This is a genomic window from Arthrobacter sp. MDT2-3, from assembly GCF_059090465.1.
This window is the reverse complement of the sequence record NZ_JBNHFS010000002.1, coordinates 230,302-253,964: the sequence shown is the minus strand read 5'-3', so window position 1 is coordinate 253,964 and position 23,663 is coordinate 230,302. Positions and strand designations below refer to the sequence as shown.

Sequence of the window (23,663 nt, the reverse complement as noted above, 5' to 3'; positions counted from 1 at the left end):
GCCTACCTGCAAATAGGGCTGGCGCACGGCCGAAAAATATCCAGTTGATTTTCAGGACCGGGCGGCCTACTTCTCCTGAACCGTTCCGAGCAGTGATTCCAGCTTCTTCCAAGTCTTAACGTTGCATTCGTTGTCGCGGCGGAAGCTTGTCCTGACTGACGTGCCATTGATCTCGCCGAAAACGTCCGCAATGTTCGGCTGGCCAACACCTTCGCAATCTTCACTGGTTTCGGCGGGCTCGTACTCCAAGAGTTTCGGTTGCCGGGCCAAAACCTTGCAGGCCTCGTCCCCGTCCGGAAGATCTGTTCCTTCTACGGCGGAAGTTCCAACGCAAACAAGACGGTGTGTCGACTGTTGCCCGGCATTTCCGCTCAGGGTGGTCACCGTCAGCCGCACGTTCGGTTCCCCGGCTGACGGAGGGTACGTAGGGCTGGTGGTCTGGGTCGGTTGAAGCGTGGGTGTGGGCGAATTCTTGGGGGGCGCATCGGCAATACTGCATGAGCTGAGGACCGTACCGGCAGCAACTATGGAGAGTATTACTTTGAGTGGCGTTCGCATGATGCTCCTTGGCTAGTGCAGCCTTCGCGATAGTGAATCTGATCTGCTGATAGTGCCGGCGGCAATCTTCGTTACCGCAGTTACCAAGGTTGCCCGGCCGGTCACGGCTCGTGCGGTCCCACCCCTGCCGGCAGCGCCGTTTAGGGGAGGACGAAGCGTCACTCCTCCAGGAGTTCCAGAAGGTAGGCGCCGTAACCGCTCTTCACCAGCGGCTCCGCGCGGCGGCGCAGGTCGTCGTCGGTGAGGAAGCCCAAACGCCAGGCTATTTCCTCCGGAGCGCCAATCTTCTGGCCCTGACGGTTTTCCACTGTCCGAATGAAGTTCGATGCGTCGCTGAGGTCATTAAAGGTCCCGGTATCCAGCCAAGCGGTTCCACGAGGCAGAATTTCTACTTGCAGATCGCCGCGCTCCAGATACACCTTGTTGACGTCGGTGATTTCCAACTCGCCGCGTGCCGAGGGCTTGAGGCCCTTTGCGATGTCGATGACGTCGTTGTCGTAGAAATAGAGGCCGGGGACGGCATAGTGGCTACGGGGGGTGGTTGGTTTCTCCTCAAGGGACAGTGCCTTGCCTTCCCCGTCGAATTCCACCACGCCGTAGGCTGACGGATCTTTGACCCAGTAGCCGAAGACGGCGCCCCCCTTGATGTTCGCGTGCCGGCGCAGTTGGGTGCCCATGCCTTGGCCGTAGAAGATGTTGTCTCCCAGAACCAGAGCAACGGTGTCGTCGCCTATGTGATCGGCCCCAAGGATAAACGCCTGTGCCAGGCCATCCGGGCTGGGCTGCTGGACGTAGGAGAGGTTCACGCCGAACTGCGAACCGTCTCCCAGAAGGCGCTGAAACTGGTCCGAGTCCTGGGGCGTGGTAATGATGAGAATGTCCCGGATGCCCGCAAGAATCAACGTGGACAGGGGGTAGTAAATCATCGGCTTGTCGTACACCGGGACCAGTTGCTTGCTGATGCCAAGAGTGATGGGATGGAGCCTGGATCCGGTGCCTCCGGCAAGGATGATTCCGCGCATTAGTCCATCATTGCCTTAGCTTTGGCGCGGGGCAAACCGGGGGGCTAAGCGCGGCACGGTAGAATTGCGTGTCAGTGTCATTCCCCATGAGCCGAACCCGGAGTCTGCGTGTCATCAGAAAAAGCCCCTGCAGGACTCCTACTGGGCAAGCCACTCGATCCCCGGAACAACAGCCTCAACCTCATCCGGCTGATCCTGGCCCTAGCCGTGTTGGTTCATCACAGCTGGCCGCTGACTGGTTCCGCTAACGAGCCGGTCTTCGCCGGGGAGACGCTGGGCGGATGGGCGGTTTCTGGCTTCTTTGTGATCAGCGGCTACCTCATCACCGGCAGCAGATTCAGCCACGGACTAGGTGACTACCTGGTACACCGCGTGGCCCGGATCATGCCAGCGTTTATCGTCTGTCTGCTGACAATGGTGGCCTTCTTCGCACCTATCGGTTACTTCGTGGCTCGGGGAAGCCTGTCGGGTTATTTCAGCACGGCCACCTCGCCGATGAATTTCCTCATTTCCAACCTGACCTTGAAAATGAACCATTACGACATCGCTGGAACGCCGCTCAATGTCCCCTACGCCGGGGCGTGGAACGGCTCGCTGTGGAGTCTTTACTATGAATTTTTGTGCTATCTCGTAGTGGCCGCGCTCGGGTGCTTCGCGATTTTCCGGAAGTCTCCTTGGTTCCTTACCTTGATTTTTGCCGTTTCCGTCGTAGCGCAGGCAAATATTGACGTCATCAACCGCTACACCAATGGAAACTTTGATGTAGTGCTGTTGTTGAAGCTGCTGCCGTTCTTCCTCGGCGGTGCTGTCCTCTTCGTTTGGAAGTCCCGGATCGGAATCCACTGGGCTCCGGCCGTCGCCAGCCTCATCGTGTCGCTGCTTATGGTTTCCGCTTTTCCGCTGTGGGGTGGTCAGGCGTCCGGGGTTCTGATTGCTTACGGCACCCTGTGGATTTCAACCTGGCTTCCGCAGCCCAGCCTCATCGCAAAGAATGACGTCTCCTACGGCGTTTACATCTATGCCTTTGCGTTCCAGCAACTGCTGGCAGTCTTCGGGGGCCACGAGTGGGGCCTTGTCCTGTTTTCCTTGGCTGCCATGGCCCTCACCATCCCCACGGCGATCGCGAGCTGGGTTTGGATTGAGCGGCCAGTGATGCGCAGGGTCCGCAGCAAGGATCACCGGCCCAAAGCCATACCGGTGGAGAGAATGATAGCTGCCGCGCCTACTGAACAAGCGGCCACAAGGGCCGAGTCCGTACGTACGTCCTCGTGACCGCTGGGCAAACCCGTCGCGGGGCCCAGCGTCGCGATACTCACCGCGCCGTGCCTGGCCGGGACGGCTGGTTCCTCCAGGCTCCGCGCGGAGCCAAACCGGGCGCCCTGCTAAGGGGATCCGTGGCATTTGTCGCCGCGGCCGCAGTCGTGATTGCCCTGCGCCTTACAGATTTCCTCACAGGCGGCTGGACGATCGGCCTGCTGTTGGCCTGCCTGTTGGCACTCCCTACAGCCCGGACATTTTCTGCGCGCATTGCCCTGTCGCTCAGCCTCCTGCTGGGACTGGTTCCTCTGCTTTGGTGGGTTCCTTCAGGATTGGGCCCGTTGGGGCGGGGAACGCTTGTGCTGGCCGGAGCGGTGGGCGCTGTGGCCTTCGTGGTGGTCGGTGGCGGCGTCAAGGCGGGCGCACGCCGGCTGGTGCCCCGGTTTTCATGGCTCGACTGCCTGCCTGTCACCGCCGCAGCGCTGTCCGTCTGGGTCCACTTCAACCTGCTCTCGGTACGTGCCTACGAGAAGGCTCTGAGCCTGCTCACCTTGAATTGGGACAATGCTTCCCACTTCGACATTTTCCACATGCAGCGGCTTTATGGTCGGGTTGTACCCCTCTTGGGCGCCTCTCCTGATGGCAGTGACTGGTCCTTCAAGGATTACCCGCAGGGTTTTCACGGTGTGGTAGCCATTTTTGCGGAACTTAAGTTTGCCAAGCCAGCGGGGACGCCCGCGGAGGAACTGGTGAATTACGCCAACGGGAGCGCCCTTGTCTCCGTGTTGGTGGCAGCGATGGTCCTTGCCGCGCTCGCGTCGGTACCTGCCTTCCGCCGCCAGCCGCTCATTGGCTTTCCTGCTTTGATGGTGGTGGCAGCAGGCTGGATCTTCGGACCCGGATCCTCGGCCTCGCTCCACGGCTTCCCGAATTTTTTCCTTGCGGTAGGGCTCGCAGCTGTGGCGATCGTGCTGGCAGCCGATACGGGCCGACCGCTGCGCTCTCCAATACTGCTGTCCCTCGTGGCGTGCGTGGTGGGCGTGGCCCACAACTGGGTACTCCTTGAGGTGCTGGTGCTGGGTGCGGCAGTAATGGTACTGCTGCCTTGGGACCTGAGGCGGTGGCGTGCCACCCGCGGGGGTTACGTTTTCGCGGTTGGGATTGCGCTGGTGGGCGTCACCGGCATTGGTCTGGCGCTCGGCCAGCTTGCAGGGGTTTCCACGGATGCCGTCCTGTACGGTGTGGGCGGCGTGCCAATACCGGACCTGGGCCAGTTGGCCGTAATCATCACTGGCACCTCAGCCTTGGCGGTTCTTGTATTCTCAGGGTCTGCCCAGCGCTCAAGCGGCACCTTGCAACGACTGCGTTGGTCCTTTACAGGCCTTGCTGCAGCGGTGGTACTAGCGATCTGCATGGCAGTCGCCCAGCTGATCAAGGGCGGGACGCTGACGTACTACTCCCACAAGCTGGGGATTGCCCTGTTCCTCGCTGGGCTCGTGACGTTCGCACTGATGCTGGCCGCCCTTCTGGAAACCGTCCGTACCCGGTCCCGGGCAGCCGTGGATGGAGCGGGGGGAAACGGAGCGTCTGCTGCCTCCCCACGGGACTCTAGGCGGCTCAGCGGAACAGGACCCCTCGCGGCTTCGGTGCTGGCGACTGTTGCAGCAACGCAGGCCTTCGGCTTCATTTTCCCACTGTCAAAGGAAGGCCTGCCGCCCTCGTCCCCCTCGGCTGTGGCGATGGCCAAGGAGTTGAAGGTACTCGAAGAGGTGCCGCGTTCCGTGGATATGCTGATGGCGGCCACTAGGGGCCGCCAGGGCCAGCCAGCGGTTTACGTCACCACAAGGCCCACCGACATTGATGCCATCCTGGCGAAGCAGTGGTATGACGGCCTCACCGCAACCTACACCGAAAGAGGCTGGGAGCTTTCGCTAAATATGTTCGAGCTCAGCGGGGGCGTGGACAACCTCCGCCCTGTGGTCAACAAAATCATGAAGGCGGACCCGTCAGCCCTGATCATCGTAGATCCTGAAAATCAGGCAGCGCTCAATCACATCCTGGCAACGCTGGACGGGTGAGCAAGGGCAGCCCTTCGTCAGCCCGGGGTTTCCTTCGAAAGAGGCGTTAAACGCGAACGACGGCGGCACCTTCCGGTACCGCCGTCGCCTGCTGTTCTGCCGGCGAAGCCTTAGTAGGGCTGAACGTCCGGCTGCGCATCAATCCATGCGCTGAGCCGTTCAATGCCCTGTTCCAAGTTGTACTGAGGCTTCCAGCCGAGCGTTGCCTTCGCAGCTTCGACGTCAGCCCAGGCATGCCGCACATCGCCCTGACGGTACTGGCCGGTGACGTGCGGATCGGGTGCGCCGTAGCGGGCAGCGATGATCCTGGCGGCGGTGCCGATGGTTTGAAACTCCCCGGAGCCAATGTCCATCGGTTCTCCCTGAACGGTAGGGGAAAGTGCGCCAGCCACAATAGCCGAGGCTACGTCGTCGATGAGGACGAAGTCACGGCGGACCTCGCCGTCCTCGTACAGCGGAATGGATTTGCCGCCCATAGCCATGCGGCAAAACAAGCTCATAATCCCGGTATAGGGATTGATGAGGGACTGACCTGGCCCGTAGACATTCTGGAGGCGCAGGATAACAGTCTCAACACCGTAGGACTTTGCCCATGCCTGAAGGATGTTTTCCTGGGCAAGCTTTGTGGCGCCGTAGACGCTGACCGGAGCGGGGAAGGTCTCGGCGGCCTTCATGGCTGCAGGCGTGGCGTTGGGGAAGTCCCACTGGGCCTTGTCCAGAGTGGCGCTGGTGCGCTGCCCGGGGTAAAACCGGCGGCCCTCAGCATCGTCCCAGGGGCCTTCGCCATAGACCGCGCGGCTGGAGGACAGGACAATCCGCCGGGGGAGCTTGCCGTGACGGTTCAGTCCGTCAAGCATCTGCGAGGTACCCACCACATTGACGTGCGCATGCCGCGTGGATTCCTCCAGCGACTGCCCCGTCCCGGTTTCGGCAGCGAGGTGGATGACGACGTCGGGAGCGACGTCTGCGAGGACCTGGTCCCAGGTCTGTGCCTCGGTGATGTCAGCAACCACCAATTCGGCACCTTCGTGAAGCCCGCCGGGCCGCTCGCCGGAGGCATGGATCTGAGGGTGCAGGTTGTCCACCACTACTACGCGGCCGAAGTTGGCCACGAGGTCGCTTGAGATTGCGCACCCGATGAAGCCGGCGCCGCCGGTAACCAGGACCGTTCCCTGGGACTCGGCTTCGGGGTTGGTTGTTGTCATGATGGGCCTTTCTGAAGCTGACATCTAGTTACCGAATGTGTGGCCAAGGAGGACCTTCGCGGCCGGGAAGTTCCTCCTGCCCACAGCCTTCGGCAAGAGGGCGAGTGCGTGGGCGCGGGACGTCAGGCGCAAATTTGCCGCCCGTGAGGCCTTGGTCCAACCGTTGAGTTTGGCCTGTTCTGCCGATACCGCGAAGTACTCGCGTTCGCCGGCAAAGCGGGAGCCGTCAACCAACTTGGTGGACGAGGCACTTTCCGAGTGACGGCGGTATGAAAAACACACTGTGGGCTCGAGGAGAAGCTGGTCTCCCCGGTAGACCATGTCCATCACCAGGGCGAGGTCTTGAATGATGGGGAAGCCGGAGCGGAATTCGACGGCACGAATCTTGTCAGTCCGGAAGGCGAGTGAAGGCCAGTAGAGCCAGTCGCCGTGCATCAGGTTTACCGCCAGGGACTCGCCGGACAGGAGACGCGGCCCTTGGGTTCGGGGCCGGACAAGGTGCTGCTTGGTTATGTCCACCAGGGTTCGCACTACGGTGCCGTCCCCGTCGATGACACGGACGCCGGGTTGGATGATGGCGGCTTCGGGAAACCGCTGGTGGGCGGCGTTGATAACCCGCACGTAGTTAGGCAACAGGATGTCGTCACAGCCCAGAATTACCATGACCTCCTCGGTAGCGAGGGCGACGCAGGTCTTGTAGTTCTCAGTAATTCCAGCGTTGTGTTCCTTGCGGATGTATTTGACGCGGGGGTCGTCGATCCCGGCCATGTACCGCTGGATCTCGTGGTCAGGGTAAGCGTCGTCAACCACGGTTAGGAGCCAGTCGTCAGAGTCCTGTTCGAGGACGCTGCGGACCGTCTGCTTCATGTAGTCGGGGTCGCCCCAGTAGGGAATGAAAATATCAAGTGGCATAAGGGATCCAATGCGTTTGGGGCAGTGCGGCTTCAGCCGCGGTCAAGGGGAGCGGGCTCGTTTGCTGGTGGGGTCCGGGAAGGCTCAGCCAATTCGGCGTCCAGCCTGGCTTCCAGCCGTTCGATGTGGGTTCGCAGGATTGCTGCTTCCTCGGCCAGTGTACGGGTCTCATCTTCCACCACAGAGATTTCCCACGAGAGGTGCAGGCAGACGCCCAGCGCCAACAATATGGTCATAGAGAACAGGAGGTTGGAAGGGACCTGGACGCCGAGAAGCCGGGCTGTCTGAGCCAAAAGCTGCGGGAACGCCGCAAGGACCAGTGTGGCTAAGCCGACCACCAGCCAGAGCGCCGCATACTTCTCGCGGAGCTTCTTCCGGCGGAGCATCTCGACCACGAGGACGACGATGACGAGGGCAAGTATGAAAGCAGCCAGAACGGGCAAGATCATGCACTTTCGAGTTGTGGGGAAGCTGTTTGGATCTGCGAGCGTCGCCGTGTCAGGGCGAAGAGCAGGGCAAACACCGACCGGCCTAGGTAGATGGCAGATTTCAGCGGATTGTGGCTGGGCGTTCCGCCTTGGCGCGCCCGCATCTCCACGGGAACCTGGGTGATCACGCAGCCGGACCTGATGGCTACAACCAGCGAATCGATGGTGTCGCCCAAGTACTCAGCCGGGTAGTGGTCGATGAACTGATCGATGCCACGCCGGTTGGCTGCCTTGAATCCAGAGGTGACGTCCGTCAGGCGGGTATGCGCCAGGCCGGAGATGACCTTGGCGAGCAGGACCATGGCCCAGCGCCGTGGACCGGTGACCTTGTAGGTGCCCCGGTCCGCGAAGCGGGCGCCGATGGCAATGTCCGCCTCCGCCAAGGCAGCCAGCACCCGGGAGATTTCCTTGGGATCATGCTGGCCGTCCGCGTCCACTTGGATGACGGCGTCGTATCCGTTCCGCTTTGCGTACTTGAAGCCGGCGCGCATGGCCCCGCCTACGCCAAGGTTGAAGGGGAGGTCCAGGACTACGGCCCCTGCCTCTCGAGCTACGGCAGCCGTGCTGTCCTGGGAACCGTCGTTCACAACCAGAACGTCATATGTCTCACGCAGCGCCAGCACTTCGCGGACTGTATTGCCAACGGACTCCGCTTCGTTCCACGCCGGCATAATGACGAGGGCGCGGGTGTAGGGGGGGATTGACATAGGTACTAATCTATACCAGAACCGCTGGCGGGAGTGGCGGGTGGCGCGGCTGCAGGCATCTCCGACGAGGGCGTTTGGGGCTTTCCCACGCCATATGCAGCGCGGATGTGGCGGAGGTAGAGAAAGGCGTACAGGGAAGGCGTCAGCTTGAGCAACACGGCGCCGGCGCCGATGATTTTGTGCACAGCGAGGGTCCGGGAAAGCATCCGCCAGCCAAGGTCTTTGCGGCACTCGGCCACCGTGGCTGCAGCGGCGGGTGAACCGGTGCCGCGGGCAATCGCGCTTTGGGCCACCAGCAGGATTACCAGCGAGCGCATGCAGTCATAGGCGGCGCCGTACTTGCCCTCCTTGAACCGTTGGTCCAGGTGTTCGTTCAGGTGGTTCATGGCCACCGTGGTGTCCGCCACCGTGGGAACCCTGCCCCAGGTAAGGGAAGCATCCATGATGTAGTACCGGTAAACCGGAGTATCGATGGATCGAACCCTGCGGGACAGCGAGTGCAAAATGACGTTGACAGCCATGTCCTCGAACCGTGCGGCACCTTCGGCGAACCGGACCTGGCTGAACAGTTCCCGCCGATACAGCTTGTCCCATGGGAACGGAGTGAGCTGGTCGCACATGGCCAACCGGCAGGCTTCTGCGCCGTCGAAGTCGCCGAGCGCGCGCGAGCCATTGCGCGTTTCCGTGCCGTTGGGCTGCACCACGATCCGGCCGCCGACCACAAGGTCCACATCGGGTGCGGTGGCTGCGTGCATGGTTTCGAGGAATACGGGCAGGTACTGGTCATCGCTGTCAATGAAGCTGATCCAGGATCCCCGGGCCGCATCCAGGCCGGCGTTCCGCGCGGCCGACACTCCCGCATTGGAGGGCAAAGCGATAACTGTCAGATTTCCGAACTCCTCTTCAAGCCTCCTGGCCAAGTCCAGCGTTCCGTCTGTGGAGTGGTCATCCACTATGACCAGTTCGAAGTCTGGGTCCGTCTGGGCCATGACACTCCGCACCGCCCGTTCCAGGAAGCGGGCGGCGTTGTATGCGGGCAGAATCACCGTGGTCCGCGGACTGTCGGAATTGTTCGTCACAGGTCTTCCTTCGTTGATGAGGTCGGCAGGGGAAGGTGGTGTCGGATCACGTGGTCGCAGCAGCGGCTGATCTGCCGAGGCGCACGATCGAAGCAACGTGGATAGCCGCGCCTACGACGGGTCCTGCCGCAAGGGCCACAGCCGTCCGGATGGGCAGCGGCAGCGGCAGCAGGAGGCAGAGCACGCTGACCACCGTGCCACTGACCCAGCCTGCGGAATAGCCGCGGTGCATGCCCACCGCCAGGGCTGCTGTTCCGGTAAGCGTCAGGACAGCCATGAGCGCGGCGTCGAATGTCAGCGCGGCCAAGAGCCAGGCCGGTACATCGTATTTGCCGGGAAACAGCAGTTGCATGAGCCAGGGACCCAGCAGAGCAGCTGCGATCCCGCCTGCCACACCCACCGCGAGGAAGAGGGCAGCGGGTTTGATCAGCGCGTGGACGCCGCGATCGCGCTGGTTGACGAACGCGGCGATGGCCACACCCTGAAACGCCTGGAGCGGAACCATGATCGGCGCCCTCGTGAGTTGGATGGCGAGGAGGAGCCCGCCGGCCGCGGTCAGTTCCTGGGCGCTGCTGGTGAAACTCAGGATCACAGGGAAGCCTACGATGAGGGCAGCCGTGGCGCTTGAGGAGAGCATGGCGTGGCCGGTCTGCTTCATGTACGCCGTGCGGGGCACATCGGCGCGGGCAACTGCGGCGTGGCGTGCAGCTGGTGAGACCAGGAGGAAAACCAGCCAAAGGACCGCAGCCAGTGCGCAGGCGAGTTCGAGACCCAGGAGTCCGACGCCGAGCAGCGCCACGGTGCCTACGGTCGCCAGGCGGAACATTGCCTCAGCGCTCATTAGTCTGGAGTACAGATTCCAATCCTGGGTTCCTGCTGAGGCGCCTGCCAGGGCGGAATGGCCGGAATAGGCCATTGCGGCGGCAGCCAGGGTGGGCAAAAGCCAGGGGGTGTTAATGCCGAGCACGGACGGCGCCCACAACCATGAGGATGCCAGGACAAGGACGGCCAGGATTGCCCCCACCAGAACGCCGTTTGCCAATACCGAGGGGTGTTGTGCGCCGCCGGGGGCTCCGCCCAGGGTTTCCGCCGATCGAACAGCGCGGGTGGTCTCGCTTTGGATGCCCGACAACACGCCGAAGATACCAAACAGTGCGCCCCAAAACACGCTGAACTGTGCATATTCCTCGGGGCGGAGGTGGTTTCCGGCAATCACCAGGATGATGAAACCTGCAGCCGCGGAGACGATGGAGGCAGCGCCCACGCCCGACGCACTTCTGGAGCTGATGGTCCGGTCACTGGCAGCGTCAGGCTCCTCCTCCGGCTGCGCAGAGGTGGGCTTTTTCCAAGGCAAATTCATTGAGGGCTTTCCGTGGCGACGCGATACCTGGCTTTCCCAGGCGCCTTTCGATCTTACGGTAAGGCTCTTGCTTCGGCCTTAGCGCCCGTTCTCGAGAAAAGGTTGCAAACGTCCACGGTTCCGTAGTGCTTCGGGGCATATAGAATCACCTGCACGAGCCAGTGATAAACCTGCCCGGCGTTGCGTCCATATGGAAATTTTCTCTTCCACCAAGCAGTCAGGTGAACATGAAGTACATTCGGGTTCCAGCTCTATCAACGGTCCTAACCGTCCTGTGTCTACTGGCCGGACTCTTGGTCGGCACCCCCGCTTGGGCAGCGTCCCCGATCCAGACCAAATATCAGGCGCTCGGGGGACCGGCTGGCAATCTTGGTGCCGCTATCGGCGGAGAAAAATGCGGGCTGGCCGGGGGAGGCTGCTATCAAGACTATCAACGCGGCCAAATACACTGGACGCCCGCGACCGGAGCCCGCGCCACGTGGGGTGCGGTCGGCGCACTCTGGCAGCAGCAGGGGTGGGAACAAGGCCGGCTTGGGTATGCGGTTGCGGATGAAGTCTGCGGGCTTGTCCGGTCGGGCTGCTATCAGAGTTTTCAGGGCGGGCAAATCCATTGGTCGCCTGCCAGTGGTGCGCAGCAGACGCTCTGGGGGGCCATCAGGAACAGATGGGCGGTCGGAGGCTTCGAGTCCGGTCCGCTGGGCTATCCGGCGGCCGCCGAACGATGCGGTCTTAGGGCAGGTGGCTGCTATCAGTCCTTCCAGGGAGGTCAGGTCCATTGGGCGCCGGGCATAGGCGCATATGCCACCGGAGGTTCCATTGATTACGTCTGGGGAACCCTCGGATGGGAGAACGGGCGCTTGGGCTACCCCTTGACCGAGGAGGTCTGCGCCGGTAATGCCGGCTGCACCCAGAATTTCCAGGGCGGCACCCTGACGTGGCACCCATCTACCGGCGTTACCGTCAATTACTACCAGCCGGGGGAGTACCAGCGGGTCATCAATAAGCGCAATCCCCTCTCGCCCATTGACTATGCGCCTTCCGACATGGTGAATGTCGGCGGGCACCCTTTGCGTTATCAGGCAGCTTTGGGCTTCTGGCAGCTTGCCGATGCTGCAAATGCCTCAGGCGTGCCGTTGACCGTGATCAGCGGCTTCCGGAGCTACGCCACCCAGGCGACGCTCTACAACAGCTATGTGGCTATGTATGGGCAGGAACGCGCTGACACAATCTCGGCCCGGCCCGGATTTTCCGAGCACCAAAGCGGGCTGGCCGTTGACATCGGGAACCCTGGTGGAGCCTGTGGGCTCCAGGACTGTTTTGCCCAAACGGCCGCCGGGCAATTCGCCGCAAATCGTGCCCATGAGTTCGGCTTTATCGTCCGGTACCCCGCAGGAATGAGCTACTGGACAGGGTATGCCTATGAACCATGGCATCTAAGGTACGTCGGCAAGGACATAGCCATGGACATGCACCGCCGTGGCATCGCCACCCTCGAGCAGTACTACGGATACCCGCCGGCGCCCAGTTATTGAGCCAAGGCCGATAGGGCCTGGACACCCGGATGGATGACAAGGGACCAACAGCCAGCCGGTAACCTATGAATATGTCGCGACTCCTCGTAACCGGCGGTGCCGGGTTCATAGGCTCAAATTTTGTCCACTACGTTTTGGAAAATACGGATGACCAGGTCACCGTGCTGGACAATCTGACATACGCAGGGAACCTGGAGTCGCTGCGGGGACTGCCGGAAGACCGTTTTGAGTTCGTCCGCGGCGATATCGCTGATGCGGAGTTGGTGGACCGCCTGGTGGCGGAGACCGACGTTGTTGTCCATTACGCGGCGGAGTCACACAATGACAATTCGCTGCATGATCCGCGCCCCTTCCTGGACACCAACATCATTGGTACCTACACGCTGATTGAGGCTGCGCGGAAGCACGACAAGCGGTTTCACCACATTTCCACGGACGAGGTCTACGGCGATCTGGAACTGGATGACCCGGAGCGGTTCACCGAGCAGACTCCGTACAACCCCTCTAGCCCGTATTCCTCCACGAAGGCCGGCTCTGACCTGCTGGTCCGCGCCTGGGTCCGTTCCTTTGGCCTGCAGGCGACCATCAGCAACTGCTCCAACAACTACGGGCCCTACCAGCACGTGGAGAAGTTCATCCCGCGCCAGATCACCAACGTGATCGACGGGATCCGGCCCAAGCTCTACGGCAAGGGAGAGAACGTCCGTGACTGGATCCACGCCAACGACCACTCCTCGGCCGTGCTGGCCATCATTGCCAAGGGCAGGATCGGTGAGACGTACCTGATCGGAGCCGATGGGGAGAAGAACAACAAGGATGTTGTTGAGCTGATCCTGAAGCACATGGGCCAGGCCCCGGACGCGTACGACCATGTGGTGGACCGCCCGGGCCACGACCTGCGCTACGCCATCGACTCCACCAAGCTCCGTGACGAGCTCGGCTGGGAGCCGCAGTTCTCCAACTTCGATGCCGGTATCGAGGACACCATCGCTTGGTACCGGGACAACGAGGACTGGTGGCGCCCGCAGAAGGCGCAGACCGAAGCCAAGTACAAGGAACAGGGCCAGTAGACGATGTCGATCGAGTTCTCGAAAAAGCTGACCGCACACGAGACGCCGATCCCCGGCGTCGTCGTGTATGACTTGCCGGTCCATGGCGACAATCGTGGCTGGTTCAAGGAAAACTGGCAGCGGGAGAAAATGGTAGCCCTCGGGTTGCCGGACTTCCGTCCAGTCCAGAACAACATCTCTTTCAACGAGAAGGCCGGCACTACCCGCGGTATCCACGCCGAGCCGTGGGACAAGTTCATCTCGGTGGCTACGGGGCGCATTTTTGGCGCTTGGGTTGACCTCCGTGAAGGCCCGTCCTTTGGCGCAGTATTTACCACGGAGATGGACGCGAGCCAGGCAATTTTCATCCCGCGCGGCGTCGGCAACGCCTTTCAGACCCTGGAAGACAATACGGCCTACACCTACCTGGTCAACGACCACTGGTCGGCGGACGCCCAGGGTCAGTACACATTCCTTAACCTCGCGGATGAGACGGCGGCCATCCAGTGGCCCATCGCCTTGGAACGGGCCGAACTGTCCGACAAGGACAAAGCGCATCCGCGCCTGGCGGATGTGGTCCCCATGCCCGGGAAGAAGATCCTCGTGGTAGGCGCCGATGGGCAGCTCGGCAAGGCATTGCGGGAGCTTTACAACGGTGACGTATCCGTGGAGTTCACGGGGCGTGCAGAATTTGACCTGGGCAACGAGGACGCTTACAAGTCCCGGAACTGGAAGAACTACTCCACGATCATTAACGCTGCAGCCTATACAGCAGTTGACACTGCCGAGACCGCAGAAGGACGGGCGGCGGCCTGGACCGTCAACGTTGCGGCGGTGTCATACCTGGCGAAGACCGCCGTCGCCCATGACCTTACGCTGGTACACATTTCTTCCGACTATGTGTTCGACGGCGGCCGCAGTGTTCACGACGAAAGCGAGCCCTTCACTCCGTTAGGTGTTTACGGACAGACGAAGGCCGCCGGAGACGCTATTGTCAGCGTGGTGCCGCGGCATTACATCGTGCGGACCAGTTGGGTAATTGGCGACGGTAACAACTTCGTACGGACCATGGCGAACCTGGCCTTGCGCGGCGTCAAACCATCCGTTGTCAATGATCAAACCGGCCGATTGAGTTTCACTGTAGACATAGCTTCGGGAATCAGGCACCTCCTCGAAACCGGCGCTGCTTACGGAACCTACAACTTGACTAACCACGGTGTGCCGCAGACTTGGGCTGACATTGCCGCTGAGGTCTATGAGCTGGTCGGCGTAGGCGGGCAAGCCGTAACTGGAGTCAGCACAGCAGAGTATTTCAAAGATAAATCGGCTGCCCCGAGACCTCTCAACAGCACACTTGATCTCAGCAAACTAGCTTCGCAGGGCTTCTCACCGCGGGATGCGCAAAAAGCTTTGGAAGAATACATTCATGGGCTGGAGCTTCCCGGCGAACGATAGCTCGCCCAGGGACCAGCGGTTCTGCGCTTATCACTGCCCCGGCGAACGCACCACGTGGGCTCCGGAAAGTCGTTTTGGCTAGCCCTGTGCGAGGAACCTTACGGTGCAGGTGCTAATTCCTACGCACGCTTCTAGGTGGCCTGCTGGACCCACTGGGATCCTGATCAGTGGGTCGGCGCCGGCGCTGGCGGCGGCGACCTCGGCTGCGGCTGAAGACGAGTCCGTTCCGGGACTGACGCTCAGTCCCCGGTCGCCTCTTATCGTTGTCATTCGGCAGGGATTGAGAACGCAAGCGGCTGGCATCGGCAGGGCGCACATTCGGTCCTGATTCGGCTGTTCCTGGTCGAGGGGTTCCTGACTGAAGAAAGCCGGCCGGGGCTGTCCTGTTGAACATTTTCTTCGCGTCAGCGCCGGCACGGCCATATCAACTAAGTCCCTGCGCTCGAAGCACAACCTCCGGTCCTAACTAACCCAAGGGTTTCCTCAAGCTCATAACCGGATACTTGGCGGCACGGGAAGCCGCGGGTGGAAGCGCTCCCGATCAAGTATTAGGAGATGGTTTCAGATGTATCCGACCAAATTGAGCAGTGGGTCCCATCGCGGAGGTCATGGGCACTGGCTTCCTCGGCGATGGCTGGGCAAAACGACTGTCGGGATGGCGGCGGGGGCAATGCTGGTCGCCACCGTGGCAGTTCCCGGCGAAGCGGCACTAAGTGACACGGGGCCAATTGACCCGAGCCATGGCTTTCCGGCCTGGTATTCCGATGCAGGCAACGTTGCAGCGGGGCTGGGTCCGCTGCAACTCGAGCTGTGCCTGGACGGGCCGCTGTGCCTGGCGACTGACTTTCGCCCCGACCCAGACCAACCGTTGTCCTTCCCCGACAACTTCCCGGATGAGGCGTTCTGGTGGGCAGGAGAGGCGTCCATTGAGTCCGGGAACACGAGTGCCTTGCTGGTGATGGCGCAAGAAGCTGCTTTTGCAAACGAAGCAGTTGTGGCCGGTGACCAAGTGGCCTTTAGCCGAATCCGTATTCGCATCGACGGCCTAACCGCGAATTCGAGTTACACGATCACGCACCCATACGGTACCGTCACCCAGACCGCGGACTCCACCGGAACCATCAACTACACCCTTGATCAAGGCTGCTTTGATACCCCATGCGGTCAACAAGGATTTGCGCGGGCAGCAAACGGCACCGTCGGTCCGTTCCTGCGCTGGACCTCGGGAGCACCCGAGGGCTATGTCGGTGACCCTGATGTGGAGCATGCGGTGGTCGGAAGCCCTACGGGGAACAACTTCTTCCAGGTGGAAGGGCCCGGTATAGGCACTCTGCGGACAGACCGTTTCGCGATCCAGGGCAAGATCGATGCCGGCCAAGAGCCCCTTGCTGTCCAGGGTTCCATCGCGGCCAAACACGCCACTGTCGCCTCCCTGGTTGGCAATCCGATAGCGGACGAAATCACAGCCCAACGGTTTGGTGGCGGTTACCAAAAGTTTGAACGTGGAACCATCGCCTACCTCCCTGCTTCGGAAGCTTTTGCCGTCGTCGGTGGAATCAACACGGTCTGGAACAGCATCGGTGCCCAGAACAGTGACCTCGGCTACCCGACGTCAGACGAGTACTCACCGATGGCCGGTGGTGTTATGCAAGACTTCCAGTTTGGCAAAATCTCCTGGAACCCCGTTACGGGATCCAGAATCACTAAAGGCGGCATCGGCGTCACCTGGGACAAGGTTGGTGGCCCGCTCAGTGGGCTCGGATACCCCACAACAGATGAATACGCCACGGCCAACGGAGGCGTCACTCAAGCCTTCCAGTTCGGGCAAATTGTCTGGTCTCCCGCCACTGGCTCCCGCTTCATCAAGGGCGGAATCGGTGCTACGTGGATCAATATCGGCGGCCCGCAGAGCCCACTTGGATACCCAACCTCGGACGAAGTCGGCGGACTCGTTCAGGGCGGTGCAAAACAGTACTTCCAGGGCGGGGAAGTTATCTGGTCTCCAGCAGCAGGTGCCCGCGTTGTTACCGGCGGCATCAGGGCCGCCTGGGTTGGCCATGGCTCTGAAGGCGGGCGCTTGGGCTACCCGACCACCAACGAGTACGCAGTCGGTGGCGGAGGCTACGCGCAGGATTACCAAGGCGGCCGCATCACCTGGCGCCCCGGTAATCCCACTGTTGAGTTGGCGAAGTAAGGCCTGCGTCCAGGCTTCCTCGTAGCATTTCGGCGGCTCCGAGGTACTGCTCACGTAAGCGAGGAGCCGAGGAATGCCCCGCTACCCAGAAGGGTAGCGGGGCATTCCCACGCAATCTGTCAGCGCCTGCAGCTGGTCTTGGGTCAAGACTAGCTTCAGGCTGCAGGCGTCCATCCAGGAGATGGAAGGACACCATGCACCCTAGCCAGGATGTGGCGGATTGAGCTCATTCAACGGTTTTGCATAGCGGCAGCCACCAACAACCAATTGTCAGAATGCTCTGAATCTCACTCGGACGTCACTTCTCTGCGACGCCTCCGCCCGACTTCCATCCTCGGCACTGTCAGCGACGGTAGACGCTCACTCCAGTTGTCGGAGTCCAGATCAGTGACCCTCCCTGGAAGTCCTGCCGACATTCCCGCGAAGAGTTGCAGTATTCGTCAGTGTAGGGATACCCGAGCCAGCCGTTTTCGAAGTTCTGACTCGCCCAAACGTGCCGGATCGATCCGAAGGGGCTGAAGTGGGCTCCAGTGGCGGATGACCAGATCATTGAGCCGCCCTGGAAGAACTGGTAGCAGCCGCCGTTCTTCAGGCCACATGCTTCATTGCTGACGGGATAGCCGGTCTGGCCATTCTCGGAACCAAGGCGCTGGAAGCTCGCACGGATTGCACCTGCAGCGACGGCGTAGGCTCCAGATGAGGGCGACCAGTAGATGTCACCTCCTTGGAACGTCTGCACGCATCCTGAAGCTGTATATCCGCAAACCTGGCCCGAAGTCGGGTAACCTAAGACCCCGTTTTCGAAGCCCATCGCGGCGTAGCGGTCCCGGATTGGACCAGAAGGACTGATCTGGATCCCTGTGCCGGTCCAGATAATGGCGCCTCCCTGAAACATCTGGTAGCAACCGCCGCCTTTTAGTCCACATATTTCAGGTCCCACGACTGGATAGCCCAAAGGCCCGTTCTCGGATCCGGACCGCTGGTAAGTGCCACGGATTGCTCCGTCCCGTATTGCGTGGGCGCCAGTGGCCGGAGACCACTGAATCGATCCGCCTTGGAAGATCTGGTAACAACCATTGTTTACCAATCCACACGCTATCGGCCCCCAAGGATTCCCAATCCAAGACTTGGAGGCTTGGTATTCCTGGCTGAAGGCGGCTTCGATGTTTTCGCCGGATCGCGCAAAGCGTTGGAGTGACGCGTAATCTCCGTTCCATACATTCGAGTCACCCGCGAAAGGACCCGTGCTGCTGTACTGCCAGATGCTGTAGGTGCTCCAGCTGGCTGTGGGAACCGGTCCTGCATTGTTGGTGGGGGAGCTTGGGTAGGCAGCAACCCAAAGGGGGTAGTCGCCAAAACCGGCAGGATTACCCAGGCATTGATTCCACCAACTCGTGTTGGTGTAGATAACAGGCAGCCGACCCGTAAGCGACTGCATGGTGTTGCCGAAGTCCCTCACCCACGATTGGAGCTGGGCCGGCGACATGTTGTAGCACGTGTTGCCAAAGTAGAAACCGTTGATGGTCCGGCCTTCGTAGGGGTTGAACTCGAAGTCAAGGACGGGCGGCATGGTATATCCGTCAGCCGACCAGCCTCCTCCGTTGCGCACAAAGTAACGGGCCTGGTCCGCTCCGGAGGACCAGTTGGGAATAGCGAAGTGGTACGCACCGCGGATCATCCCGACGTTGCGGGAGCCCTGGTATTGCGAGCCGTAGGACGGGTTGGTGTAGTAGTTTCCTTCCGTGGCCTTTACATAAGCGAACCTTGAGCCCATGTTCCACTGCTGCTGCCAGTCCACGCTGGGCTGATGTCCACTGACGTCCAGACCCTGGACCCCAAACGTTGGCATCCAGGTGCCTTCGGTTGACAACGACTCCGCGCTAAGCCGGCCAGCGGAATTGGAGGGAGCCGATGATGTGACGCGGGCGGACCGCTGTCCCATTTCGGCTCCGCCGACTCCAACTGCTTCCGCCATTGACTGCGCAGCCTCTGCTGTGGGTGGGGCAGATTGTGTCGCTGTTGGTGCTATCTGCTCGGGGGTTGGGGGCGCCGTCGATATGGTCGGGGAGGGTGAACCAGTCGGGGAGCTAGTACTTGTGCCGGCCGCGGTAGGCGTCGGGGCAGGTTCGGCGGCGGTCGCAATGCCCGCCAGTCCTGGACCCGCTGCCAGGCTGGCAGCCAGAAGCGCTATCCCCAACGACATCAATGCGGGGCGACGGGACTGAGACAGGTTCCGCTTCATTTTTGCTCCGGAGACAATGTGGCGCTCCGCCGAGCGCTCATTTGGTTGCTGCTTGGATGATTCCCCCCAGGGATGCACCAAGCAGGTGGTATATCGACAATTAACGCGCCAACCATAGCACTGGTGTTGCATCTGTAACTAGTGGTTCAGATGTTGCTGATGTGATTACACGCCAGCGATGGTTGGGGAGCTACGTGCAGGATTTCATGCGAAACGTTACCGATTGCTCGAACAGCGGGGGGTCACGAGCGCACTTTTCAGTTGCCCCTACGGTGTCTGCCTACGCTTGGCTGCCCCGAGTTACCGGCGGCCGCCCGGCTGGGAGCGTGGGTGGCAGCCGACGCTAGCACGATTGGCCGCTGATGAGCGGCCAATCGATGCTGTAAACGACGACTACGGTTAGTACCGATCAGTCCAGATTCTTCCGTTGGACCAATAAATTATGCCGTCTTCGAAGCGCTGGGCACGAGTTGACGCATTCACTGAATATTCATCGGTTACGGGACGGCCCATGTAGAAGTAGCTTCCGCCACGTTCGTATTCCCAGCGAATGGCTCCTTGCAGCAGCCGGGTTCCGTACTGAGGTGTGAAGTAGAACGTTCCACCCTGGAAAGCTTGGACGGCGCCCCCTGCGTACCAATAAGTCTCATCCGATACCGGATAGCCGGCCACCCCGGTCTGGCCGCCCTTGTTCCACCAGGCCTCCCGGATGCCTGCTCCAATGTAGTGCAGACCAATCTGAGGCGTGTAATACATCGTTCCGTTCGTGAAGTGCTGTGCGATGGCACCGCCGCCTAACGGCTCCTCGTCTCGAATTGGCCAGCCCGCTTCATGGCCGGCGTACCACTTATTTTCGATTGCGCCCCACAGTGGATGCGCTCCACCCACCGGTGACCAGAAGATGATCCCCCCTTGAAAATCCTGCTGGGCTCCTCCGGTTACTGGGTACTCGTTCCAGAGCGGCAGCCCTAACGGTGATGAGGACCCGCCGATGGACGAATATTTTGCGCCGATTGCACCAACAACTGCCGGCGCGTAGGCTCCCGCTGCGGGACCGAGGCCTGAAAGCACGATCGCAGCCGCAGCTGCAATCGCCAATTTAGCCTTTAACTTCTTCATTATTCTCCCCATTGCAATTCGTGAATCGGCAGCCCAGTGGGGCTGACGACTCATTATGCGGGAAGTTTCAATGGCCGCACTAACCTCGTCCACGAAACGATCGAGTATCTACGCCACACGTGTCACTGCACCGTGTCAAAGATCAAAAGACTTCTGGAACATGAAGTAAGTTGCAAGTTCCCCGTCGCGCCCTGCGCAGATGCTCATCACACCCCAAATAATTATCCACAGCGCCCAAAATATGACTTGGCAGCCTCTTGTGCGCTCTTTAGGCTTTACCCAGTTGCACTGCCTCCGCCGGGGGCGGCAGTTGTATTGGGGAACATATGGACGCGCTGGGAATTGTCGAGGACGAAGTCCGCGAGCTTATCCGTCGTCGAGGACTTGATCCGCTTCGTCAGGTAGGAGAAGTCCGTCGCCTTGTAGAGGCTGCAGTAAGTGACTACGACGAGCGGGCCCTGATGGGTCCACTGCCTCCTATTGGCCCCTTGGATGCGGCACGCAAGTTCCTTTTTGATGCCGTCGCCGGATTCGGCGTACTGCAGCCACTCTTGGACGATCCAACCATCGAAGAAGTCTGGATCAACACTCCCAACGAAATCTACGTAGCAAGGAACGGCGAATCCGAGCTGACCTCCCTTACCTTGACGGAGCAGCAGGTGCGGGACCTGGTAGAGCGGATGCTTAAGAGTTCCGGCCGCCGACTGGATATGTCTTCGCCCTTTGTGGACGCAGCGCTGCCCGACGGGTCCAGGCTCCACGTCGTAATTCCCGACGTCACCCGAAGGCACTGGGCCGTCAACATCAGGAAGTTCGTCGCCAAGGCGAGCCGGCTTGAACATTTAGTTGAGCTGGGCACGCTGACACCGCAATCGGCCCGGTTCCTTGGTGCCGCCGTTGCCAGCGGGCTCAACATCCTCGTCTCAGGAGCAACGCAGGCAGGCAAAACCACAATGCTCAACTGCCTTGCAGCCAGTATCGGGAGCCGGGAACGCGTAATAACCGTCGAAGAAATTTTCGAGCTGCAATTCCCTCTTCGGGACGTTGTTGGGTTGCAATGCCGTCAGCCGAACCTTGAAGGCGAGGGTGAGATACCGATGCGCCGGCTGGTGAAGGAAGCGCTCCGGATGCGTCCGGACAGACTCGTCGTCGGTGAAGTGCGGGAAGCAGAAAGCCTGGACATGCTGATCGCCCTAAATTCAGGCCTGCCGGGGATGTGCACTGTCCACGCAAACTCCGCGCATGATGCCGTCACCAAAATCTGCACACTCCCTTTACTCGCTGGAGAGAACATCTCGAGCCAGTTCGTCGTGCCCACGGTCGCGTCCTGCATCGACCTCGTGGTGCACTGCAGCCGTCGCGCCGACGGGCGCCGGGAAGTGACCGAAATCCTGGCCCTCGGCCGCCGGGTAGAGAACGGCATTATCGAATCATCGCCGGTGTTCTGCCTGGTGGACGGCTTGCTGCAACCACGGCCTACCTCCATGCCAGCGCAGGAGAAATTCTCCAGGGCCGGATATGACGTCGCCGCGCCGCTGGAGCCGCGATGATATCGGCGCTTTTGGGAGTAACCGCAGGGGCCGGGTTCTTCCTGATCTGGTGGTCCTTTTGGGAGTCGCCGAAACCAACGCGCCCAAAGGAAAGGACCAGCCGTCTCGCGGACCTCCTTGCCGGGGCGGGCATCGAAAAAGTGTCTGCGTCCGGACTGGTGGGAACCTGCATCGGACTGGGGCTTTCTGTGGCTCTGGTCTTTTTCGCCATAACCCGCTCGTGGCCGATCTCCATCTGTTTCGGCCTCTTCGGGGTCTGGCTTCCGATAACGGTCCTTCGCTGGAAGGCAAAGAAGCGGAGTGCCTTGCTGCGCACCCTCTGGCCCGACGTCGTTGACCATCTACGTTCTGCCATCCGGGCGGGGCTCCCTCTGCCGGAGGCACTCATCCAACTCGGCGACAAAGGCCCCGAAGAACTTCGGCACGTCTTCCGGGACTTCGGAGCGGACTACCGCGCGGGCGGCAACTTTGAAGCCTCACTCAACCAGCTCAAGCACCGGCTTGCCGATCCTGTTGCAGATCGGATTGTCGAAGCGTTGCGCCTGACGAGGGAAGTGGGGGGCTCCGACCTGGGCAAACTGCTCGGAACGCTGGCTGAGTTTTTGCGGGAAAACGCCCGGACACGCAGTGAGTTGGAGGCGCGGCAGTCCTGGACGGTCAACGCAGCACGGCTCGCCGTTGCCGCACCCTGGATCGTCATGATGCTCCTTGCGACAAGGCCGGAGGCGGTACAGGCCTACAACACACCAATGGGCGCCGCGGTCTTGCTTGGCGGTCTGGTGGTCTCCTTGGTCTGCTACTCCATAATGCTTCGGATTGGTGCACTTCCCCAGGACGAGCGGGTGCTCAGGTAATGGACATTTCAGTTCCTGCTGTTGTCTGCGGAATGCTGATGGGCATCGGCCTGTGGCTCGTTATTTTCCGGTCTCCTTTCATGCGTGCCGTCACCCTGTCCCAGCGCATCGAGCCGCAGCTGAAATCACAGAACCTTGAGTCCAGGCTGCTGCGCGCCGGGGAACACAACCCGACACCCTTCGGGCCGCTGGGAAGGATTCTTCGACCCGTACTTCAGGACAGCCTGGCAGCCCTCGCACGGCTTAACCCGGCGTCGAAAGCTACGGCCCGACGACTGGCCCAGGCCGGAATCGATAAGTCACCGGTTGATTTTCGGGCGGAACAACTACTGTGGGCGGCCGCCGGGTTCGCGGCATCCATCATCTTCATCGTTCTCGGTGCGGCCTCGGGAAGGTTCAACCCGGTATTGGCTGCCGTTGCTGTCTTGGGGAGTGGCATAGGAGGGTTTATCTTCCGCGATTACTGGCTCGGTGCGCAGATCCGCCGAAGGGAGTCGAAGATGATGGCGGAATTCCCCGGCCTCGCAGAACTGATGGCGTTGGCAGTCAGCGCGGGGGAGAGCGCTACTGGCGCCTTGGACAGGGTCTGCCGTAGCGCCAAAGGTGAGCTCACGAAGGAGTTCGCCAAGGTCCTTACTGAGACGAGAGCAGGAAAGCCGTTGATCCAGGCACTGCAGGAGTTCTCGGCGCGGACTGACCTGGCACCCCTCGTCCGTTTCGTCGACGGAATTGTCGTTGCAGTAGAAAGGGGCACTCCCTTAGCCGATGTGCTCCGTGCCCAAGCGCAGGACGTACGTGATACGGCGAAGCGTGACCTGATGGAAACCGCAGGCAAGAAGGAAATTGCCATGATGGTGCCGCTCGTATTTGGGGTGCTGCCCTTGACTGTTGTTTTTGCCGTCTTCCCGGGCATTGCCGCAATAAATCTGGGATTTTGAACGCCAAACGGGACGTACGCACTGACCAATTCGAAGCAGGAAAAAGGAATAGGACGGAAAATGA

At 60.9% G+C, this 23,663-nt stretch carries 19 protein-coding genes and 1 pseudogene; 10 read left to right on the top strand and 10 right to left on the bottom strand.

The genetic code is table 11. The features are described 5' to 3' along the window. Positions 1-66 precede the first annotated feature (66 nt). Positions 67-396, bottom strand: coding sequence for a hypothetical protein (locus tag AC5RUQ_RS06820; RefSeq protein ID WP_493946610.1), 330 nt, complete (start codon positions 394-396; stop codon positions 67-69). A 320-nt stretch (positions 397-716) separates the two neighbouring features. After that, the gene (gene rfbA / locus AC5RUQ_RS06815) at positions 717-1,580 is read right to left on the bottom strand and encodes a glucose-1-phosphate thymidylyltransferase RfbA (protein ID WP_163162345.1); all 864 of its coding nucleotides are present in this window, start codon (positions 1,578-1,580) and stop codon (positions 717-719) included. Between the two features lie 108 nt (positions 1,581-1,688). Between rfbA and AC5RUQ_RS06810 the strand changes: the two genes are divergently transcribed. Continuing rightward, the gene (locus AC5RUQ_RS06810; protein WP_493946609.1) at positions 1,689-2,852 is read left to right on the top strand and encodes an acyltransferase family protein; all 1,164 of its coding nucleotides are present in this window, start codon (positions 1,689-1,691) and stop codon (positions 2,850-2,852) included. Between the two features lie 122 nt (positions 2,853-2,974). Beyond that, a complete protein-coding gene (locus tag AC5RUQ_RS06805; protein WP_493946608.1) occupies positions 2,975-4,915 on the top strand; it encodes a hypothetical protein in 1,941 nt (646 codons plus the stop codon). A gap of 110 nt (positions 4,916-5,025) precedes the next feature. Here the strand turns inward: AC5RUQ_RS06805 and AC5RUQ_RS06800 are convergent, their stop codons facing one another. Genes AC5RUQ_RS06800 through AC5RUQ_RS06775 form a run of 6 tightly spaced genes read right to left on the bottom strand, consistent with a single transcriptional unit; the run spans position 5,026 to position 10,666 of the window. After that, entirely contained in the window at positions 5,026-6,120 is a 1,095-nt protein-coding gene (locus AC5RUQ_RS06800) for an NAD-dependent epimerase/dehydratase family protein (protein ID WP_493946607.1), read from the bottom strand. A gap of 24 nt (positions 6,121-6,144) precedes the next feature. Further along, entirely contained in the window at positions 6,145-7,032 is an 888-nt protein-coding gene (locus AC5RUQ_RS06795; RefSeq protein ID WP_493946606.1) for a glycosyltransferase family 2 protein, read from the bottom strand. A 32-nt stretch (positions 7,033-7,064) separates the two neighbouring features. Then, positions 7,065-7,481 (bottom strand): DUF2304 domain-containing protein, encoded by a 417-nt coding sequence (locus tag AC5RUQ_RS06790; protein WP_205484205.1) that lies wholly within the window; start codon positions 7,479-7,481, stop codon positions 7,065-7,067. Beyond that, positions 7,478-8,227: a glycosyltransferase family 2 protein gene (locus AC5RUQ_RS06785; RefSeq protein WP_493946605.1), complete on the bottom strand. Its 750-nt coding sequence runs from the start codon at positions 8,225-8,227 to the stop codon at positions 7,478-7,480. Before AC5RUQ_RS06785 ends, AC5RUQ_RS06790 begins: the two co-directional genes overlap by 4 nt. A gap of 5 nt (positions 8,228-8,232) precedes the next feature. Further along, positions 8,233-9,306 (bottom strand): glycosyltransferase family 2 protein, encoded by a 1,074-nt coding sequence (locus tag AC5RUQ_RS06780; RefSeq protein ID WP_493946604.1) that lies wholly within the window; start codon positions 9,304-9,306, stop codon positions 8,233-8,235. Positions 9,307-9,352: 46 nt separating this feature from the next. Next, positions 9,353-10,666 carry a lipopolysaccharide biosynthesis protein gene (locus AC5RUQ_RS06775; RefSeq protein ID WP_493946603.1) on the bottom strand — a complete coding sequence of 438 codons (1,314 nt, stop codon included), beginning with the start codon at positions 10,664-10,666 and terminating at the stop codon, positions 9,353-9,355. A gap of 227 nt (positions 10,667-10,893) precedes the next feature. On the opposite strand from AC5RUQ_RS06775, the pseudogene AC5RUQ_RS06770 reads away from it, so the two are divergent. The 5 genes and pseudogenes from AC5RUQ_RS06770 to AC5RUQ_RS06750 form a co-directional block, all read left to right on the top strand. Beyond that, positions 10,894-11,508, top strand: a pseudogene (locus AC5RUQ_RS06770) (LGFP repeat-containing protein); the annotation flags it as partial. Positions 11,509-11,523: 15 nt separating this feature from the next. Further along, entirely contained in the window at positions 11,524-12,198 is a 675-nt protein-coding gene (locus AC5RUQ_RS06765; protein WP_493947177.1) for a D-alanyl-D-alanine carboxypeptidase family protein, read from the top strand. Between the two features lie 71 nt (positions 12,199-12,269). Next, complete coding sequence (gene rfbB / locus AC5RUQ_RS06760) at positions 12,270-13,268, top strand: dTDP-glucose 4,6-dehydratase (protein ID WP_493946602.1); 999 nt, start codon at positions 12,270-12,272, stop codon at positions 13,266-13,268. Between the two features lie 3 nt (positions 13,269-13,271). Beyond that, positions 13,272-14,702, top strand: coding sequence for a sugar nucleotide-binding protein (locus tag AC5RUQ_RS06755; protein WP_493946601.1), 1,431 nt, complete (start codon positions 13,272-13,274; stop codon positions 14,700-14,702). Between the two features lie 655 nt (positions 14,703-15,357). Then, on the top strand, positions 15,358-16,896 hold the full coding sequence (locus AC5RUQ_RS06750; protein WP_493946600.1) for an LGFP repeat-containing protein: 1,539 nt from the start codon (positions 15,358-15,360) through the stop codon (positions 16,894-16,896). Positions 16,897-17,239: 343 nt separating this feature from the next. Here the strand turns inward: AC5RUQ_RS06750 and AC5RUQ_RS06745 are convergent, their stop codons facing one another. Together AC5RUQ_RS06745 and AC5RUQ_RS06740 are read right to left on the bottom strand one after the other, a co-directional pair. After that, positions 17,240-19,138: a GH25 family lysozyme gene (locus AC5RUQ_RS06745; RefSeq protein WP_493946599.1), complete on the bottom strand. Its 1,899-nt coding sequence runs from the start codon at positions 19,136-19,138 to the stop codon at positions 17,240-17,242. A gap of 399 nt (positions 19,139-19,537) precedes the next feature. Beyond that, complete coding sequence (locus AC5RUQ_RS06740; protein WP_493946598.1) at positions 19,538-20,257, bottom strand: LGFP repeat-containing protein; 720 nt, start codon at positions 20,255-20,257, stop codon at positions 19,538-19,540. A gap of 326 nt (positions 20,258-20,583) precedes the next feature. Between AC5RUQ_RS06740 and AC5RUQ_RS06735 the strand changes: the two genes are divergently transcribed. Genes AC5RUQ_RS06735 through AC5RUQ_RS06725 form a run of 3 tightly spaced genes read left to right on the top strand, consistent with a single transcriptional unit; the run spans position 20,584 to position 23,599 of the window. Next, the gene (locus AC5RUQ_RS06735; protein ID WP_493946597.1) at positions 20,584-21,807 is read left to right on the top strand and encodes a TadA family conjugal transfer-associated ATPase; all 1,224 of its coding nucleotides are present in this window, start codon (positions 20,584-20,586) and stop codon (positions 21,805-21,807) included. Further along, the gene (locus AC5RUQ_RS06730; protein ID WP_493946596.1) at positions 21,804-22,661 is read left to right on the top strand and encodes a type II secretion system F family protein; all 858 of its coding nucleotides are present in this window, start codon (positions 21,804-21,806) and stop codon (positions 22,659-22,661) included. The genes AC5RUQ_RS06735 and AC5RUQ_RS06730 overlap by 4 nt, the downstream gene beginning before the upstream one ends. Then, positions 22,661-23,599 (top strand): type II secretion system F family protein, encoded by a 939-nt coding sequence (locus AC5RUQ_RS06725; protein WP_493946595.1) that lies wholly within the window; start codon positions 22,661-22,663, stop codon positions 23,597-23,599. Before AC5RUQ_RS06730 ends, AC5RUQ_RS06725 begins: the two co-directional genes overlap by 1 nt. Positions 23,600-23,663: the final 64 nt, after the last annotated feature.